Annotated in this window: 21 protein-coding genes; 9 read left to right on the top strand and 12 right to left on the bottom strand. The window is 66.8% G+C overall.

Annotation, left to right across the window (positions count from 1 at the left end; translation table 11 throughout):
- Positions 1–197: 197 nt before the first annotated feature.
- From NMP98_RS17735 to NMP98_RS17725, 3 genes are all read left to right on the top strand, one after another.
- Complete coding sequence (locus NMP98_RS17735) at positions 198–392, top strand: cold-shock protein (protein WP_156709831.1); 195 nt, start codon at positions 198–200, stop codon at positions 390–392.
- 96 nt (positions 393–488) lie between these two features.
- Positions 489–893 (top strand): DUF5778 family protein, encoded by a 405-nt coding sequence (locus NMP98_RS17730; protein WP_254859180.1) that lies wholly within the window; start codon positions 489–491, stop codon positions 891–893.
- A 71-nt stretch (positions 894–964) separates the two neighbouring features.
- Entirely contained in the window at positions 965–1,882 is a 918-nt protein-coding gene (locus tag NMP98_RS17725) for an alpha/beta fold hydrolase (RefSeq protein WP_254859179.1), read from the top strand.
- On the opposite strand, the gene NMP98_RS17720 is transcribed toward NMP98_RS17725, so the two are convergent.
- Genes NMP98_RS17720 through tgtA form a run of 7 tightly spaced genes read right to left on the bottom strand, consistent with a single transcriptional unit; the run spans position 1,869 to position 6,994 of the window.
- Positions 1,869–2,225 carry a DUF8048 family protein gene (locus NMP98_RS17720; protein ID WP_254859178.1) on the bottom strand — a complete coding sequence of 119 codons (357 nt, stop codon included), beginning with the start codon at positions 2,223–2,225 and terminating at the stop codon, positions 1,869–1,871. The two genes, NMP98_RS17725 and NMP98_RS17720, sit on opposite strands and share 14 nt — an antisense overlap.
- On the bottom strand, positions 2,226–2,486 hold the full coding sequence (locus tag NMP98_RS17715) for a MoaD-like domain-containing protein (RefSeq protein ID WP_254859177.1): 261 nt from the start codon (positions 2,484–2,486) through the stop codon (positions 2,226–2,228). It lies immediately after the preceding gene.
- Complete coding sequence (locus NMP98_RS17710) at positions 2,487–2,768, bottom strand: ubiquitin-like small modifier protein 1 (protein ID WP_254861340.1); 282 nt, start codon at positions 2,766–2,768, stop codon at positions 2,487–2,489.
- A gap of 23 nt (positions 2,769–2,791) precedes the next feature.
- A complete protein-coding gene (locus tag NMP98_RS17705) occupies positions 2,792–3,178 on the bottom strand; it encodes a DUF7971 family protein (RefSeq protein WP_254859176.1) in 387 nt (128 codons plus the stop codon).
- 55 nt (positions 3,179–3,233) lie between these two features.
- A complete protein-coding gene (locus NMP98_RS17700) occupies positions 3,234–3,659 on the bottom strand; it encodes a hypothetical protein (protein WP_254859175.1) in 426 nt (141 codons plus the stop codon).
- A 32-nt stretch (positions 3,660–3,691) separates the two neighbouring features.
- Positions 3,692–5,446, bottom strand: coding sequence for an archaeosine synthase subunit alpha (gene arcS / locus NMP98_RS17695; RefSeq protein ID WP_254859174.1), 1,755 nt, complete (start codon positions 5,444–5,446; stop codon positions 3,692–3,694).
- A 39-nt stretch (positions 5,447–5,485) separates the two neighbouring features.
- On the bottom strand, positions 5,486–6,994 hold the full coding sequence (tgtA, locus tag NMP98_RS17690; RefSeq protein ID WP_254859173.1) for a tRNA guanosine(15) transglycosylase TgtA: 1,509 nt from the start codon (positions 6,992–6,994) through the stop codon (positions 5,486–5,488).
- Between the two features lie 108 nt (positions 6,995–7,102).
- On the opposite strand from tgtA, the gene NMP98_RS17685 reads away from it, so the two are divergent.
- Both NMP98_RS17685 and NMP98_RS17680 read left to right on the top strand, forming a co-directional pair.
- Positions 7,103–7,402, top strand: a complete 300-nt coding sequence (locus NMP98_RS17685) for a ubiquitin-like small modifier protein 1 (RefSeq protein ID WP_254859172.1) — start codon at positions 7,103–7,105, stop codon at positions 7,400–7,402.
- A 42-nt stretch (positions 7,403–7,444) separates the two neighbouring features.
- The gene (locus tag NMP98_RS17680) at positions 7,445–8,584 is read left to right on the top strand and encodes a hypothetical protein (protein ID WP_254859171.1); all 1,140 of its coding nucleotides are present in this window, start codon (positions 7,445–7,447) and stop codon (positions 8,582–8,584) included.
- A 7-nt stretch (positions 8,585–8,591) separates the two neighbouring features.
- Here the strand turns inward: NMP98_RS17680 and NMP98_RS17675 are convergent, their stop codons facing one another.
- From NMP98_RS17675 to NMP98_RS17660, 4 genes are read right to left on the bottom strand one after another with little or no spacing between them, the layout of a single operon-like run.
- On the bottom strand, positions 8,592–9,623 hold the full coding sequence (locus tag NMP98_RS17675; RefSeq protein WP_254859170.1) for a dipeptide epimerase: 1,032 nt from the start codon (positions 9,621–9,623) through the stop codon (positions 8,592–8,594).
- The gene (locus NMP98_RS17670; protein ID WP_254859169.1) at positions 9,620–10,630 is read right to left on the bottom strand and encodes an N-acetyltransferase DgcN family protein; all 1,011 of its coding nucleotides are present in this window, start codon (positions 10,628–10,630) and stop codon (positions 9,620–9,622) included. The genes NMP98_RS17675 and NMP98_RS17670 overlap by 4 nt, the downstream gene beginning before the upstream one ends.
- A gap of 52 nt (positions 10,631–10,682) precedes the next feature.
- The gene (locus NMP98_RS17665) at positions 10,683–11,561 is read right to left on the bottom strand and encodes a Vms1/Ankzf1 family peptidyl-tRNA hydrolase (protein WP_254859168.1); all 879 of its coding nucleotides are present in this window, start codon (positions 11,559–11,561) and stop codon (positions 10,683–10,685) included.
- 24 nt (positions 11,562–11,585) lie between these two features.
- Entirely contained in the window at positions 11,586–11,948 is a 363-nt protein-coding gene (locus NMP98_RS17660) for a DUF5802 family protein (protein WP_254859167.1), read from the bottom strand.
- Positions 11,949–12,183: 235 nt separating this feature from the next.
- Between NMP98_RS17660 and NMP98_RS17655 the strand changes: the two genes are divergently transcribed.
- Complete coding sequence (locus tag NMP98_RS17655) at positions 12,184–12,993, top strand: hypothetical protein (protein ID WP_254859166.1); 810 nt, start codon at positions 12,184–12,186, stop codon at positions 12,991–12,993.
- Between the two features lie 77 nt (positions 12,994–13,070).
- A complete protein-coding gene (locus tag NMP98_RS17650; protein ID WP_254859165.1) occupies positions 13,071–13,751 on the top strand; it encodes an ArsR/SmtB family transcription factor in 681 nt (226 codons plus the stop codon).
- A 1-nt stretch (position 13,752) separates the two neighbouring features.
- On the opposite strand, the gene NMP98_RS17645 is transcribed toward NMP98_RS17650, so the two are convergent.
- Positions 13,753–14,259, bottom strand: coding sequence for a DUF8526 domain-containing protein (locus NMP98_RS17645; RefSeq protein WP_254859164.1), 507 nt, complete (start codon positions 14,257–14,259; stop codon positions 13,753–13,755).
- Between the two features lie 88 nt (positions 14,260–14,347).
- Here NMP98_RS17645 and gatD point away from each other — a divergent pair, with 88 nt between their 5' ends.
- Together gatD and NMP98_RS17635 are read left to right on the top strand one after the other, a co-directional pair.
- Positions 14,348–15,592 (top strand): Glu-tRNA(Gln) amidotransferase subunit GatD, encoded by a 1,245-nt coding sequence (gatD, locus tag NMP98_RS17640; RefSeq protein WP_254859163.1) that lies wholly within the window; start codon positions 14,348–14,350, stop codon positions 15,590–15,592.
- Positions 15,593–15,596: 4 nt separating this feature from the next.
- On the top strand, positions 15,597–16,499 hold the full coding sequence (locus NMP98_RS17635; protein WP_254859162.1) for a GNAT family N-acetyltransferase: 903 nt from the start codon (positions 15,597–15,599) through the stop codon (positions 16,497–16,499).
- Positions 16,500–16,513: the final 14 nt, after the last annotated feature.

Below are 16,513 nucleotides of genomic sequence, written 5' to 3'. Positions count from 1 at the left end.
TGAGTGTTGTTGGTCCGGCCGGCGCGCGACAGCCGAAGCCGACTGTCTCGAGTCACACGCCCCGGTTATAAACGGCCCCTCACGCGTCACAGCGCCCGGTTTCCCCGCTCTTCGGGGTAAGCGACCCCCGAAAACAGTCGGTTCACAGTCATGTAGCCGTAGGCTTTTTATGCACCCACGTCATCCCGACAGTTGCAATGGCGACTGGTACGGTTGACTTCTTCAACGACACTGGCGGCTACGGATTCATCGAAACTGACGACGCGGACGAAGACGTGTTCTTCCACATGGAGGACGTCGGCGGTCCTGACCTCGAGGAGGGGCAGGAAGTCGAGTTCGACATCGAGGAAGCCGAGAAGGGCCCGCGCGCGAAGAATCTGACCCGTCTGTAAGACGGCACACCGGTACAGCGTTTACGACTTCGGCGCGGTGCGGGCTTCCGGCGCGGACCGTGACCTGTATTACCCTCGATAGCCTCTGCTATCTCAATGGCAGACGCTATCGACGACGACCTTTATCAGCGGACGAGGGCGCTGCTCGAACCCGGAGACATCCAACTGAACGGCGTCATCGTCCGGAGCGAATTGACCGGCGAGGAGGAGCCGACGCTCCATCAGGCCACCCTCGACATCGGCGATATCATCGCCGAAGCCGCCGGCATCGACCCGACTGACACCTACGTGTACTCCGGCAACGACGACGACCGCTTCGGCGTCAACCAACATCAGGGGCTCACTCTCGACGACGAGGAGTTCGTCTGGGAGTGCCAACAGCTCGTCCGCGACGGCACCTACGACGTGGTGTTCTACTACGAGGCCGACGCCGACCAGACGGCCATCGTCGAAGGTGTCGAGGAACTCGGCTTCGATGCGACCGGCGTCGAGGGCGAGTAGGCGGGCATCGAAAAACCGGCGAACGGCACTTCGAACCCGGTGCTCAAGCATCCGGCCGCCCAACGACGCGTATGAGCCAGCCGGCACTCCGACGAGACGGACGGGACGAGTGGACCGACGAACGGGGCTGGAGCCACCGAATCGCGGACGTCGGCGGTCTCGACCTCCACTACGTCTCCGCGGGCGACCCCACAGCACCGGCGGTCGTCTTACTCCACGGCTTTCCGGAGTGCTGGTGGGCGTGGCGGCGACACATCGACCGGCTCGCCGAATCGTTCCACGTCGTCGTTCCCGACCTGCGCGGCTACAATCGCTCGGAGAAGCCCCACGAGGTCGAACAGTACCGACTCGAAGCAGTAACCGAGGACGTGGCGGGGCTGATACGGACGACCGGCCACGAGACGGCCCACGTCGTCGGCCACGACTGGGGCGGCGTCGTCGCCTTCGGGACCGCCCTCCAGCGACCCGAAGTCCTCGACCGACTGGTCGTCCTCAACGCACCCTATCCCGGTGCCTTCGAGGGGCAGTTCACACTCAGACAGGCGCTTCGGTCGTGGTACGCCGGCTTCTTCCAGGTGCCCGCGATTCCCGAGCGGGTGCTTTCGGCCAACGACTTCGCGTTGCTCGAACGACTGTTCCGTGAGGACCCTGCCCCGGGAGCCTACACCGACGACGATATCGCGACGTACCGGAGGGCGTGGCGACGGGAGGGTGCGATTCGGGCGATGCTCGATTACTACCGGGCGTTCGGGCGGGAGAACGTCCAGCGACTGTGGCGAAACCGCTGGGACGCCGGCCGACGCGTCCGCGCCGAGACGCTACTGCTGTGGGGCGAACGCGACCGCGCACTCGGCGGGCACATTCCCAACGTCATCCAGCGAGAACTCGACGACGTGACGGTCGAACACTACCCGGAGGCGAGTCACTGGCTCCATGCCGAGTTCCCCGAGCGAACGGGCGCCGACATCGAGGCGTTCATTTCCCGATGACGACGGCCTCCCGCACCTCCAGTGCCGTCTCGAACTCCTGGCGGCGGTCGAGGTCGTCACCGAGTCGCTTCAGGTGTTCGGCGTGAGCGCGGCGTATCGCCTTCCACTCGCGGTCGGTAAGGGACAGTTCCTCGCCAATCTCGGCCCAGTGGCCCTCGCTGGTGAGGAAGACGGCCGTCGATTCGTCCTCGTGGACACATTCGTAGCGTCGGCCGTAGTCGGGGCGTCGAGCGCCGAGGTACGCCTGGGCTCGGTCGACAAGGTCGGGGAGCGTTTCGCCGGAGACCGAGGCTTTCGCGGCCGCGACGACGAGCGCGTTGCCCTGTAGCGGACCGCCCGCCATCTACCCACCCGCACGCATCGCCTTCCGGGCGAAGTCCTCGATGAGCGGTTCCAGCGTCTCGTCGTCGCCCTCGAAGTCGACGGTCACTTCGGTCAGCGTTATCGACCCGACGACATCCACTTGCTCCTCGGAGAGGTCGGCGTGCCAGCCGTCGCCCTCGATTCGGTCACCGCTCTCGTCGGTTCGGGCGCCGCCGAGGTTTTCGAGGTAGTCCGCGGCCAACCGCTTCGAGATACCGCGGAACTGCCGGGTCTCCTGCATCTATCCACCCGCCACCGGCGGGAAGACGCTCAACCGGTCGCCGTCGTCCAGTTCCGTCTCGGTGCCGTCGATGTGGACCACCTCCCGGCCGTTCTTGAGGATGGTCAACTGCGGCTGGATGTCGCCGTCGTCGTCGAGGATTTCGCCGACGAGTTCCGGCCACTCCGATTCGATTGCCGCGAGCACGTCGCCGACCGTCGCGTCGTCGTCGTACTCCCGTTCGACGACTTTCTGACCGACGGCCTTCCGAAACGTCGCGAAAAACCGCAACTCGAGGTTCATGCCCTGCTGTTGGTCCGTCCCGCTCATAAATCCGAGAGTCGGATGCCGTCTTCGACGAGGCGGGCGTTGCGTTCGCGGTCGAGTTGCGCCGCCAGCCAGTCGTGTTCGTACAGTTGGGCGACGAGGTCCGCATAGAGGTTCCGCCACGCGATGGCGAAGATGGGCGACTGCCCCCACGCCCGGAGTTCGGGGACGAACTCGTCGAAGCGCTCACGACGGGCGTCGAAGTGCTCGATGAGGTCGAGCGCGCTGCTCGCGGCTTCGGCGTCGTCGTCGGCCTCCTCGATTGCACCGTTGAGACGCTGTTCGTACCCCTCGACGGCCCGTTGCATATCCTGTGCGGCAGCCTGTCCGTCCTCCGGAAGCGCGTCGAGAAGCGGCTGTGGGACGCCGAGCGAAATTTCGTCCATACGGCGTAGTGGTGCCACGACAGTAAAAAGGTGGCCGGCGCCTGCGTCGAGGGAACTATTCCGACCGACCCGTCTCGAAGGTGAGGGCGTACCCGCCGACGACGAGAAGACCGAACAGGGCCGCATCCAGCATCGCGTATCCACCGAGAATTCCCATCTCGACGAGGAGCGACCCCCGTTGGGCGACCGTGTCGGCCCCGAAGCGAACGAAGAGGTATCCGACGGCGGAACCGACGAACCCCGCCAGCGCCGCGACGGCGAGGACGCCCGTCGGTTTACTACGGGCAGTCGTTCCGTAGGCGTAGCCGACGGCGGCGAAGCCGACGATGGCGACGGACATCCAAAGCGGGCGAATCAGCAGCGACAGGGTAGTCAGGCCGAAGAAATCCTGAAGCGATTGAAAAGCAACGAGACTCCGCAACGGAACGACGAGTGCCGATACGACTGCAACCGGGACTGCGAGGAGGGCAGGGCGGTCCATACCCCCATTCCCGACACCCGGCGAAAAGAAACCTATGACTCTTCGCAGTGGCGTACGTCGACGGCGACGCCCCGGCTTCCCTCAACCATCGCCGCGCCGTGGCAGGCCGCCCGACCGATGCCGAAGGCCTTCGGCCCCTCGAAGACGACTTCGTCGCCGGGGCGAATCGAGTCGTCGGCGTCGACGACACCCGGCGCGAGGACGCTTCCGCTGGGGACGAAGGCGTCGATTTCGACTCGCTTGGTCGGTGCGTCGCTGTCGAGCCACGCCCGGGCGCCGGCCAGCGTCAACGACAGGGTGCCGTACTGGGCGACCTGCGTCGCAAGCAGTTCGCCCTCGCCGTCGACGACCCGGAGTTTCGGGTAGTAGCTCTCGGTTTCGACCTCGGGGCCGAACACCTCGTCGCCGGCACCGTCGCCGAACTGGAAGTCCGCGATGGCTCGCACCGTCGCCGCCTCGCGTTCGCTCTTGTAGTAGCTATCCTCGCCCTCCAGCGCCGCGGCGAGGTTGTCGAGGGAGGCGTCGGTCGTCGGGTGGTCTTCGACGGTGTACTCGAAGTCGATGTCCAGCGAGTCGCCGACGCGTTCACAGATTTCCCGATACCCCTCACCGGGGACGTGGGCGATGTGACGGTCGTAGTCGGCGCGTTCGAGATAGCGTTCGAGAACGGCGGCGACGAACTCGATTTCCGTCTCCGTCCAGTTGCCGGTCACCACGCTGTCGTAGTGTTGGGCTGGGTAGGTCGTCTCAAGTTCGTTCGGGACGACGCCGATGGGGGAGGTCATCGAGACGACGTGGCCGCGATATTTGATGGCCTCCGAGAACTGCTGGTGGCTCTGGGAGTCGCTGTAGGGTTTCCGGGCCGAACAGGGGACGAGGACAAGCGGCGCGTCGAGACGGCGACGGTAGCGACTCGTCACGCGGTCGGCGAACCGTTGAATTTCGACCCGCCGGAGCGCGTCGTCGGTCGCCGCGAGCAGTTCGTTGCGCCGGAACACGGGCGTCCGTGCTTCGAGATAGCCGTACTGCTGGTCGAGTCGGCGGAACGTCGCCGTCAGCCACGCCTCGTGGCGGGCCTGTCCCTCGACGTAATCGCGCAGTCGGCCCTCCGAAATCCGGTGGCGGACGCGTGCGAGTTCCGCACGCAGGGCGTTGGCGTTGTGGTCGGCGCAGTCGACCCGGGTGAACTCCGAGACGGGCTTTCGGCAGGCCTCACAGGGACACGGCAACTCATCGAGGTCCTCGAGGAACGCCTCGCCGTCCGTCGAGAGGTAAAACCCCTCCAGGCCACGCGCTCTCGCGCGTTTCTCGTCGAGCAGGTCGACGCCCGAATAGACTAACACGGCGGCGTTGGCCGGCGTCGCGACCCCGGAGAGATACAGTGCGGTGTCGTCGGGGATTGCACCCCGAACCGAGAGAACTGCCTCGACGAACGCCTCTGCGTGGCCGGCGTACCCCGGCCCGCCGGCGAGGACGTAGGCGTCGGTGCCGTGGTCGGCGGCCGTCTCCGGGGAGACAACGGCGGCGCTTGGGTAGTCCACGTCTGGATATTCCCCCGAGAAGGCTTCGGCGACCGGTTGCTCGGTTCCCGGTGGCAGCGCCCGATGCGGGAGGATGGTCAACCGCGCGTCGTCGCCGTCGGGCACCTCGCGGGCCTCGTGCCAGCGACTGCCCGAATCGTCGACGAACTCGTCGACGAGGGCCGGTGTCGAGACGGCGTCCGCGAGGCGCAACTCGCCGCGACGGGCGGCGGCGTCGCGCTCGTGAACCTCGAAGTAATCGGTCATAGAGGGGTTCGTCGGCCGGTGGGTAACCCTCCTTCGGTCTCACTCCGCCTCGCCGTCCATCCATGCCGGAATCGTGCTGTCGTCGCCCAACTGGACGGTCCCGACCGATTCGGGCAGCGCCGCCAGTGCCGTCTCGGGCCACCCCCAGTGGCCGACCCAAAACTCCGTATCGGGGTTGGCCGCGGCGAGTCGTCGGACTCCCTCGGCGGCGGCCTCGTAGGCGGCGGGGTCGAGGCGGTTCGGAATCTCCGCGGTCAGCGGATAGCTGTCCGACAGCGCCGGCGGGTACGGGCCGAACGGGGCTTGCAGCCGCCACGTCACGTCGAAGCGGCTGTTGTCGTCGCCCTCCGACAGCAGGACGCGGTCGCCCTCGACGGTGAGTCGCGACAGCCGGTCGTGGTGCCGCCGGACCTCCGGCCGTTGGGCGGACTCCGCGGAGAGATGGAAGAACGTCCCCTTCGAGACTGGGTCGTGGGCCTCCAATTCGTCAACACCGTCCAAGAGCGCCCGGTAGCCGTCGACCATCGCCGGATGCCCGCGGGCGCGGCGTTCGACCAACTCAAGGAGGTTCCCTTTCCGAATCGCCTGCTTGACGGTCCGCAACTCTCGGTAACTGACGTGGAGGTTGTGTCGGGCGAGCAGTTCCTCGCGGCGGTCGGCGTCGGTCGCCCGAAGGCTCTCGGGGGTGTGTTCGGCACACACCGGACACGCACACGGAAGGTAATCGAGGTCCTCGAGGTGTTCGGTCCCGGAGACGGTGAGATAGCGGTCGTCGCGGGCGTACAGCGCGTAGGCGGCCGAATCGAAGAGGTCACACCCCGCGGCGACGGCGAGGGCGAACATCATCGGGTGACCGGCACCGAAGAGGTGGACGGGGGCGTCGACACCGAGGCCGCGTTTCGCCGCGAGGACGACCTCGACCATCTCGGCGTAGCGATAGCTGTTCATCAGCGGCACGACCGCACCGACGGGGAACACGTCGAGGTCGGTGCCCGCGGCGTGTGCGCCGGCGGTCTCCCGCAGGTCGGGGTACGTCGACCCCTGTACCGGCGCGTTGACGAGCATCTCTCCGACGTCGACCGACTGGGCGGCCTCCAGTCTCGCCTGAGTCGTTTCGAGGTCGGATTCGGCCTGCTCGCGACCGACATCGGGGGGCGTCGGGATGTCTATCGGCGTGCCGATGTCGGAGCCGATGTCGTGTTGGAACCGGAGTATCTCCTCGTTCGTCACCGAAATTTCGCCGTACTCCGACAGTTGGAACGACCCCGAGTCGGTCATGATGGCGCCCGAAAACTCGAGCAGGTCGTGGAGACCCTCATCGAGGGCGCGCTCGCGGAACTGCTCGGATTTGAAGAAGATGTAGCCGTTCGTGATGAGAACGTCCGCACCGAACTCGGCTTCGAGCACTGCGGGTTCGATGGTGCGGATATGGGGGTTGATAACCGGAAGGAGAGCGGGCGTCTCGACGGTGACACCGGCCCGCGGGACCGAGAGCTCGCCGATTCGGCCGGCGCCGTCCCCGTCCCGGAGTTCGAAAGAGTCGCGCATTACACCGCCGTTGCCGAGCGACAGCACTAAGGGTTGCGTTCGGTCGACACGCCCGCCGAGTCGTCCGCGGGCGACACCGCTAAGGGAGAGCCACGCCGACCAACGTCCATGGAATGGCGACTGTTCGCCAACCTCGCCGAAGCCGCCGGCACGAAACGTGTCACGGTCGAGGCGGGTCCCGGCGACACGTTCGGTGAGGCTTTCGAGCAACTGCTGGAGACCCATCCCGAACTCAGAGACGAAGTGCTCGACGACGGCGAGATTCGCGACCACATCCGCGTTCTCCGCAACGACCACAACCCCTTCGTGAAAGACGACGGCCACGAGACGGTACTGGAGGAGGGCGACGAACTCGCGCTGTTCCCGCCAGTTAGCGGTGGCAGTGGCGTCTCTCAAACGCTCGTTTGAGCCACCACAAGGGCCTCTTATCTCGGTCACCGATCCAATGATATGGCCCCCGACAGACGAACGACCCTCCGAGTTGCCGGCGCCGGTCTCGTCGGCGCGCTCGCCGGCTGTCTCAACGGACTCGGTAACGGCGATGAAAACGGGAACGGAGACGGAACACCGAACGGCACTCCCGATGAAACGCCCACTGAACCGTCGGTGAAAGACACCGAGATACAGCAGTATCGCCTCGATAGCTCGGCCGAGTGGTACGACGAGTCGACGACGGGCCACGTCGTCGTCATCGACAGCGAACAGCGACAGGAGGCCGTCGTTCGGCCCCACGAACTACCGGAAAGCCGGCGCGAGGCCGTCGGCTCGTTCCTCGATGGCGTCGACTACGAGGAGAGCGTCGTGTTGCTCGTCGCCGCCGTCGGTCCGAACACCTGTTACACCGAGGTCGACGCCGGCGGTTTCGCTGTCGAGGACGAGGCGCTGGTCGGCGAGGCCTCTGCCGTCGACACCAGCGGCGACGACGAAGGGTGCGGGCAAGCGGTGACGTTCCCGTCGGCGCTCGTTCGCGTCACCTTCGACGGAGAACCCGTCACCGACACATCCCTCGACATCACCGATGGGTGGGGTGAGACGGCGACGGTCACCGCAGGCGCCGACGACCCCCTGTCGCCGGACCCCGCCGACCTGCCGGGGTACGTCCGCCCCGACGACGAGGCCGACCCCGTCGCGCCGCTGTCGTGTGACGATGACTCCTTCGAGCGCCACCCGCAGTGGGCCGAGGAAGCCGACGTACAGTACGGCGACTTCGAGACGGACGGCGAACCGACGTTCGCGCTTCGGGTCGCCGAAACGAGCTACGAGCGCGGCGACACCGTCGAAATTTCGCTCACGAACGTCACCGACCGGGAGGTCTCGACCGGAAACAGACGAAAGTTCAATCTGCAGGTGTACACCGAGGACGGCTGGCAGGACGTCCGCGGCGGGTCAGAGAGTTCGTTCGGCTACACCGACGTGGCAATCGGACACGCACCCAGCGAGGGGTTCGAGTGGCGCATCGAATTGATCGAGGACGCGGTAGCCGGCGACCGCTTCGAGGTGTGTCCGGACCTGTCGGCCGGCCGCTATCGGTTCGCGTACTTCGGCGTCATCGGCGACGGCGCCGTCGCGGTCGCCTTCGACGTGGTCTGAGCAGCCGTCACCGCGGCGTAGCGCCCGTCCCGCATTCGACCGCACCGAGGACGAACCGGCCCTCGGAGACGGGGATGCCCTCGTAGGGGTCCGACTCCAGCAACAGCGACCCATCGAGGTCGGCGTAATCGAGCAGCGGTAGCAGGTGTACCGCCCCCGCGATGGCGGCGTTCGTTTCGAGCATACAGCCACACATCACCTCCAGCCCGTGTGCGCGGGCGGTGTGAATCGCCTCGATAGCGGGCGTGATGCCGCCCGTCTTCATCAGTTTCAGGTTGACGATGTCACAGCGGTCAGCAACCTCGGCCACGTCGACGGCGGTGAGACAGGACTCGTCAGCCGCGATAGGGAGCGGCGAGCGCTCGGAGACGTATCGGAGGCCCTCGCGGTTCTCCGCGGGAACCGGCTGTTCGACGAACTCGACGTCGTGGTCGGCCAGCGCCTCGCAGTTGCGGACCGCCTCGGTCGGCGTCCACGCCTCGTTGGCGTCGACCCGAAGGGACACGTCGGGGGCGACGGCGCGAATCGCCTCGATGATGCGTCGGTCGCGGTCGGTTCCGAGTTTCACCTTCAGAACCGGATACCCCGACTCGACGGCCGCGCGGGCGCGGCGCTTCATCGCGTCGGTGTCGTCGATGCCGACGGTGAAGGAGGTGGGCGGACGCTCGGTTTCGGCCGACGCACCGAGCAGGCGGTACACCGGCTGGTCGAGCAGTTTTCCCGCGAGGTCCCACAGGGCGATGTCGACGGCGGCGCGGGCCGCCGGGTTGTCGCGTGCGACCGACAGCATCCGGTCGTGAATCTCGCGGCGAGCGAAGGGGTCGCCGACCGCCTCGACCGCATCGAGGTACTCCGGCAACAGCGCCTCGACGGTGGCGGGTGTCTCGCCGTAGTGTCGCGAGGGTGCGGCCGCGCCGTATCCGACTTCGTCGCCGTGCTCAATCGTGACGACGACGTTTTTGGTCGTCTCGGTCGTTCCGCGGGAGATGGTAAACGGCACGTCGAGTGGCAACTCGACGGTCTCGAAGTCGGTCTTCATAACTGTTCGATGATTTTCGCGGCGTCGTCTCGGACGGGGTCGGCGGCGGGGACGCCGATGGAGTCCTCGTACGCTTCGATGGCCGCCTCGGCCTCGTCGGGCGACATGCCGTAGGTGTTCAACGCGCCGCCGAGCAGTTCCGTCGGCGCGACGCCTTCCGCGAGGTCCTCGTACAGCGTCGCCACCTCGCCGGGATCGGGAATTGGGAACGACTCGTAGCCGTGGATGGCCTCCCGACCGGCGACGTGACACAACACGAGGTGGTCGGGCATCGCGCCGTGGAGGATGCCGCAGGTGACCGCCGAGTAGGCGGGGTGGATAATCGAGCCCTGCCCCTCGACGAAGAGGTAGTCGTACTCGTCGGCGGCCTCCTTCAGCATGCGCTCGACGGCGCCGTTGGTGAAGTCGCTGATTGTGCGGTCGATTGGGATACCCCACCCGGCAATCATGATGCCCGTCTGGCCCGTCGGGATGAACCCGGCGTCGAGGCCGGCCTCGCGGGCGGCTTCGACCAACTCAAGCGTCGTCGTCATCTTGCCGGTCGAGCAGTCGGTGCCGACCGTCAGGACGATTTCGCAGTCGAGGTCGCGGGCGACGCCCTCGGCGACGGTGAGGTCCTCGGGCGGGTTCCGTACGTCGCGTAACTCGACGCCGTGTTCGTCGGCGAGGCGGGCGAACTCCTCGTCGTCTTCGAGGAAGTAGTGCAGGCCGGCGATTACGTCGGCGCCGCGTTCGATGGCGCCGCGGACGTCCGGGCGCCAAGACTCGTCGAAGCCGCCGCCGATGGGCGCGATGCCGACGATAAGGGCGTCGAACTCCGGGGCGTCGTCGACGCTTTCGACGACCGGGGCATCGGAATCCACATCGGGGAGGTGGTCGGAGACGGTCGTTCCGACCGAATCGCGGTCGAGCACCGCGACGACATCGTCGTCGCCGTATCTGAGGATGCCGACGGCGGTTTTGGCGCTGTCCGGGAACTGCTCGTGGGCGAGAATCGCGATGCGCATACGCCGAAAGACACCACCCGTGAGTATAAACGCATCAGTCCGCGCCGCGCGTTTACAGTCCGTACACCGGGACGGTCCAGAAGTCATCGAAGGCGTCCTCGAGGGCCGCTCGCGGTTTGCCGGTGGCATCGACGGCGGCGGTCACGTCGGCATCGAACTCACCGATAAGACGGCGGTCGCCGACGACGTACAGTCGGTCGGCGTCGATGGCCGCGAGGGCGTCCTCGCACTTCTCGACGTGGTCGGCGATTTGCTCGTCGCGGAGTCGCTCGAAACGGGACTGCGAGAACCCGCCTTTCGAGTGGTCGCTCTTTACGTCGCTCTCGAAGCCCTCGTAGTCGACGCGCTCGTCGCCCTCGTAGACGCCGACGGCGAAGACGTCCGAGCGAACCAACGCGAGCGCGAACCGGCCGGTCGGCGCTATCCACTCGCGGTCGATTCGCGGGGTCGCGTTCCACTCGACGAACGGGTCGGGAGCGACCGGCGGCCGGATGGCGACCGCCAGGAGGCCGGCGTCGTCGGCACAGACGAGACACGGCGCGGCCCGCGAGACGAGCGGGGTGCGGTCACCGAGGAGTTCGCGAACGTCGTCGGGCACCTCGTCGTCGACGAACGCCGTCAGGACAGTCTCGGTGGACCCCTCAAAGGACGTGAGTCGCCCGCGTATCTCGGCGAGTCGGGAACCGCGGACGGTTTCGCGGTGTCGAAATGCGACGTCGGCTGTCTCGTGTTCGGCGTCGACTTTTCCCTTCAGGTCGGCGATGCGGTCTTCGAGGCGGTTGACCCGCTCTTCGGCCTCCTGTCTGGCGCTGGCGGCGTCGGCACGGCGCTCGCTCTCGGCGTCGAGTTGCGCCTGTAGACGGTCGCGCTCGTCTTCCAGTTCCGCGATGCGTTCCTTCAGTGCGGTCCGGCCGAGGAGGTCGTCGAGCATCGCCGGACCGAGGTGGCCGGGCGTCTAAAAGCCCGCGGCCCCGTCGGTGCAGTCCGTGGCATCGCCGTCGATACCCAGCAGTTGGGCGGCGCGGTCGGCTTTCGCCAACAGTACCTCGCTGAGCGTCGGCGGATTGTCGACGCCGGTCGCCGGCAGTACCGACTCCGGGAGCGCGACGGTCCGGCCGGGGACGCCCTCGGCGCCGTGGACCGGAACGTGTGCCGAGCCGATTTTCATCACCAACGGGCCGGAATAATCCGCTTTTTCGGTGTATAATCGGTCATTAACCCGCTCGTGGTGTTCGTGGTGCATTACTGCGCAGTCGCCGTCGTGCGGCTCCACGTAGAGCCGCCCGAGGTAGTAGCCGCTTGAGAACGGTTCGAACATGCCGCTACGCGAGTGTTAGACAGTCACACGCATAAGCTTTGTCCGGGACGGAAGCGGTATCGGACCCCGAGAGCCGACGTGACTGTCATCCGAAACGGCGGTGTCGAGAGGTGGATTCGAAGTCCCCTAACAGCAGTATAAACTCTATTGGACCGTTTGGGGTCGTTTCGGCGTCTACTGAACGATGAGAACGGAGGGGGGGGTTTTTCCGAGTCAGGTGCCCCAGAGAACAGTGATGAAACGAATCGCTGTCGGTATTGGCGTCTTGGTGGCACTCGCCGTCCTCCTCACGGCTGGGATGGGCGGCGTCGCGGCACAGACCCAGCCGACGAACGAGACGACGGACGGCGGGAACGCCTCCTTCGGAGCGACGGTCTCGTCGTTCATGCAGGCCAGCAGTGCCGAGGCCGAAGGCGAGGTCGACGACGGCATGTTCAAGGCGTCGTTGAATAGGGCTGAGAGCCAAGAGGAGCGGCGCGAACTCATCGAACAGCGGCAAGCGCAACTCGAACAACGACAACAGCGGCTGGCGAACCGCCGAGCGGCCATCTCGGAAGAGGACTCGGAGGTCCGTAACCGCGCGATAGCCGCACACGTCACGACCGGTGCGAACGGACTGGAGGAGTCAGCCAACGAGACCGCATCGGTCGCCGCGGAGGCCGGCGTCGATACGACGCGACTCGACGCGCTTCGAAACGAGGCCCACAATCTCAGCGGTGGTGAGGTGGCCGAGTTGGCGCGTGACCTCGCTGGACCGATGTTCGACGGCGAGCGCGGCCCACCGGAGGACACCGGTAATGCCGACGGCGATTCGAACACCTCCGTCGACGTTCCCGGGGCCTCGAACGGTGGCGGCCCGCCCGTCGAGACGGACGTCAGCGATGACCCGGTATCCGACGACGGCGACGGCGGCTCTCCCGATTCCAGCGGCAGTAGCGCGCCCGAAGACCGCGAGGAAAGCGACGACAGCGAGGAACGCGACGACAATAGTGCCGGCGCCGACGCTGCAGCCGAAGACCCCGAACGAAACGGCAGCGACCGCTGAGACGGCGGCGACTGACTCGAAAAACCCTTGGCGGCGGGGCGGCACCCTTTTTCGTCCGCGGACCGAAGCCCAACGTAATGGACTCGGCGGCGCTGTTGGACCTGCTGGGAAACGAGAACCGTAGACGCATCCTACGGCTCCTCGCCCGAAAGCCCTGCTACGTCACCGAAATCAGCGAATACCTCGGCGTCAGCCCGAAAGCAGTCATCGACCACCTCCGGAAACTGGAAGAGGCGGGTCTCGTCGAGTCGACTGTCGACGAGGGGCGCCGGAAGTACTTCTCCATCGCCCGGAACCTCCGACTGGAGGTCAATGTCTCGCCGTACGACTTCGGGACGAAAAGCGCCTACTCGGCGTCGCCGAACTTCGACATCACCTCCTGGCGATACGTCTCACTCGACGTGGAGTGCTGTCGCCCCGGTGACGAGAACGGCGACCCCGACGCGGCCGACCCCGAACTCGCCGGCCTCACCGAGGAGTTACAGGAACTCGAACGGCTGGAGAACGAACTGTCGATGGCTCAGCGGTGGGTACAAGGCCGGCTGACGGAGACGCTCGACCGAATCAGTTCACACTTCGAGGGACTCGACGGGCGGTTCTACGCGGACTTGCTTCGGGCGCTCGCCGACGGCCCCGCGACGGCCGAACGGTTGAGTCGCCGCGTCGAAGCCCCACCCGACGTCGTCACCGACGCTCTGGAGGGGTTGTCGGCACACGGCGTCGTCGAACGCGACGGCAAGACGTGGCGGCTGGTCTGAATCAGATTTCTCGCGTCAGTCCAGCCCGCAGGTCCCGGCCGAAGTATGTTCCGACGACGGCGACAGCCGCGCCGACGCCGCCACCGAGCAGTGCAAGCGGGACGCCGAAGCCGCCGAGGAAGGCGACGACGGCGGCGTCAAGGAACGCGCTGGCGCCGACGGTGATACCGCCAGCGACGGCGGCCTCGGCGTACCGACGGTCCGAAGCAACCAGTCCGAAAGCGAACGTCGCGAGGAAGACGCCGAGCAACCCCGACCCCGGCAGCGGAAGGAAGGTACCGGCGGTGAACAGCCCCGCGACCGACAACAGGAGGATGGCGAGGAACGCACGCGGCGAGAACAGCCGTTCGGTGCGGGCGGCCAACCGTCCCCGAAGTCCCGACGACTCGCCGGTCTCGCTCGGGGCGCTCGCCTCGCCGGCCACGTCCGCACCGACATCGAACTCGGAGGTGTCGACGGTGTCGGCCTCGTCGGACCGCTCGCGGGTCCGCATTCGGTCGCGACTCATGGGTTCACGTTTCGTCGCCAACGGTATCGGTCTTTCCCAGCCACCCCGAAGGGAGGCTTTCAAGTCCGCCCGCACGGTAGCCGGACGTATGAACCCCGGGGACCGCGTCCGCGTCGACCGCGGCACAGCGACTTACGAGGGCGTCCTCATGCCCTCGACGACCGCCGACCACCTCGTCGTCAAACTCGACGGCGGCTACAACGTCGGCGTCGACCGCGCCGACGCGAACGTCGACGTACTGGAGACCGACAGCTACGACGTCGAGAGCGCCCAAGACGGCGACTCCGAATCGGAAATCACCTTCGAGGACGACCTGCCCACCATCGCGCTCATCTCGACGGGTGGTACCATCGCCTCGACGGTCGACTATCGGACGGGTGCGGTCACCGCCCAGTTCGACGCCGAAGACGTACTGCGTGCGGTGCCCGAACTCGCCGGCCGGGCGAACTATCGGGGTCGCGTCGTCGCGAACATCCTCTCGGAGAACATGACGCCCGACGTCTGGACCGACCTCGCCGAAGCCGTCCACGAGGAAATCGAGAGGGGCGCCGACGGCGTCGTCGTCATGCACGGCACCGACACGATGCAGTACACCGCCGCGGCGCTGTCGTTTACGCTCGATACGCCCGTTCCCGTCGTCTTTACCGGCAGCCAGCGCTCGGCGGACCGACCCTCCTCGGACAACGTGATGAACGCCGTCTGTGCGGTCGAAGCGGCCAAAGCCGAACACTCCGAGGTACTCGTCTGTATGCACGAAACCGAGTCCGACGACACCTGCGCGCTCCACCGCGGGACGCGCGTCCGGAAGAACCACACCTCCCGGCGGGACGCCTTCGAGACGGTCGGCGCGGAACCCCTCGGCGAGGTCGAGTGGGAGAGCGGCGAGGTGTCGTTCCGCCGGGAGGTGGCCGACCGCGATGCCGTCGAGTTGGACATCCACGCCGACCTCGCTACCGACGTGGAACTCGTGAAGTTCGTACCCGGGCGCTCGGCGGAGACGCTCGACCTCGCCGCCGACGCCTCTGGACTCGTCCTCGAAGGGACGGGACTGGGTCACGTCAACACCGAGTGGATAGAAAAAATCGAGGCGTTGGTCGACGACGGCACAACAGTCGTGATGACGAGTCAGTGTCTGGAGGGGCGGGTCTGTGACCGCGTCTACGACACGGGTCGGGACCTCCTGGAGGCCGGCGTCGTCGAGGCCGGCGACACCCTTCCGGCGACGGCGTACGTCAAACTGATGTGGGCGCTTTCGAACGTCGAGAGCGTCGAGGAGACGATGCGGCGACCCATCGCCGGCGAACTGCAGGAACGGTCGGTGCCGTGGACCTGACCCGATGAGCGAACCCGACGTGACGGTCCGGCAGGCCAGACACGCCGACCGCGAGGCGGTCGTCGAATTCACCCAGGATACCTGGCCGGAGTTGGGCGGCGACTACATCCCTCGCGTCTTCGAGGAGTGGGTCGACACCGATGGGCCGACACAGCGGACGCTCGTCGCCGTCGTCGACGGCGACCCCGTCGGCATCTGTCAGGGCGTGACCCTCTCCGAGCACGAGGCGTGGGCACAGGGAATGCGCGTCGCCCCCGACTACCGCGGGGAGGGTATCAGCCCTGCGCTGACCGAGGCCGTCTTCGAGTGGGCCGCAGACCGGGGTGCGACCGTCTGTCGGAACATGGTTTTTTCCTGGAACGCCGCCGGCCTCGGCCAGTCGCGGTCGATGGGGTTCGAGCCGCTGGCGGAGTTCCGCTGGGTCGAACCCGACCCCGATGAGACGGCCGACCCCACACTCGACGTACTCAGCGACTCAAAAGCGGCGTGGAGCGCCTTCCACGGCAGCGACGCCTACCACGAACTCTCGGGACTCGGGCTCGACCTCGAGGAGTCGTGGGCGCTTGCGGAACTGACCCCGGAGCGACTGGCCGACGCCGAGGCGACGCTGACCGTCGCCGACGCCGACAGCGTCCGTGGGACGACCTACCGGACGCGAACCTTCCAGCGGGAGGAAGACGGCGAGGAACGGCAGTGGGCCGAATACGGCGTCGGCGCGTGGAGCGACCACGAGGCGCTGCGGTCGTTGGCCGCTGCGGTCGCCCGCGATGCTGCCGAGGCCGGCGCCGAGAAGGCTCGCATGCTCATTCCCGAAACCCCCCGGCACGTCTCCGACGCCGCCTACGCCCGCCAACCCATCTCCGAGGAGCCGGATTTCGTCCTCGAACGGGATTTGACCCGGTACTGACTCCCGAAGGGGCG

The organism is Natronomonas gomsonensis, from assembly GCF_024300825.1.
Lineage (GTDB): Archaea > Halobacteriota > Halobacteria > Halobacteriales > Haloarculaceae > Natronomonas > Natronomonas gomsonensis.
The sequence above is the reverse complement of the archived record's forward strand: the minus strand, read 5'-3'. Positions and strand labels throughout refer to the sequence as shown.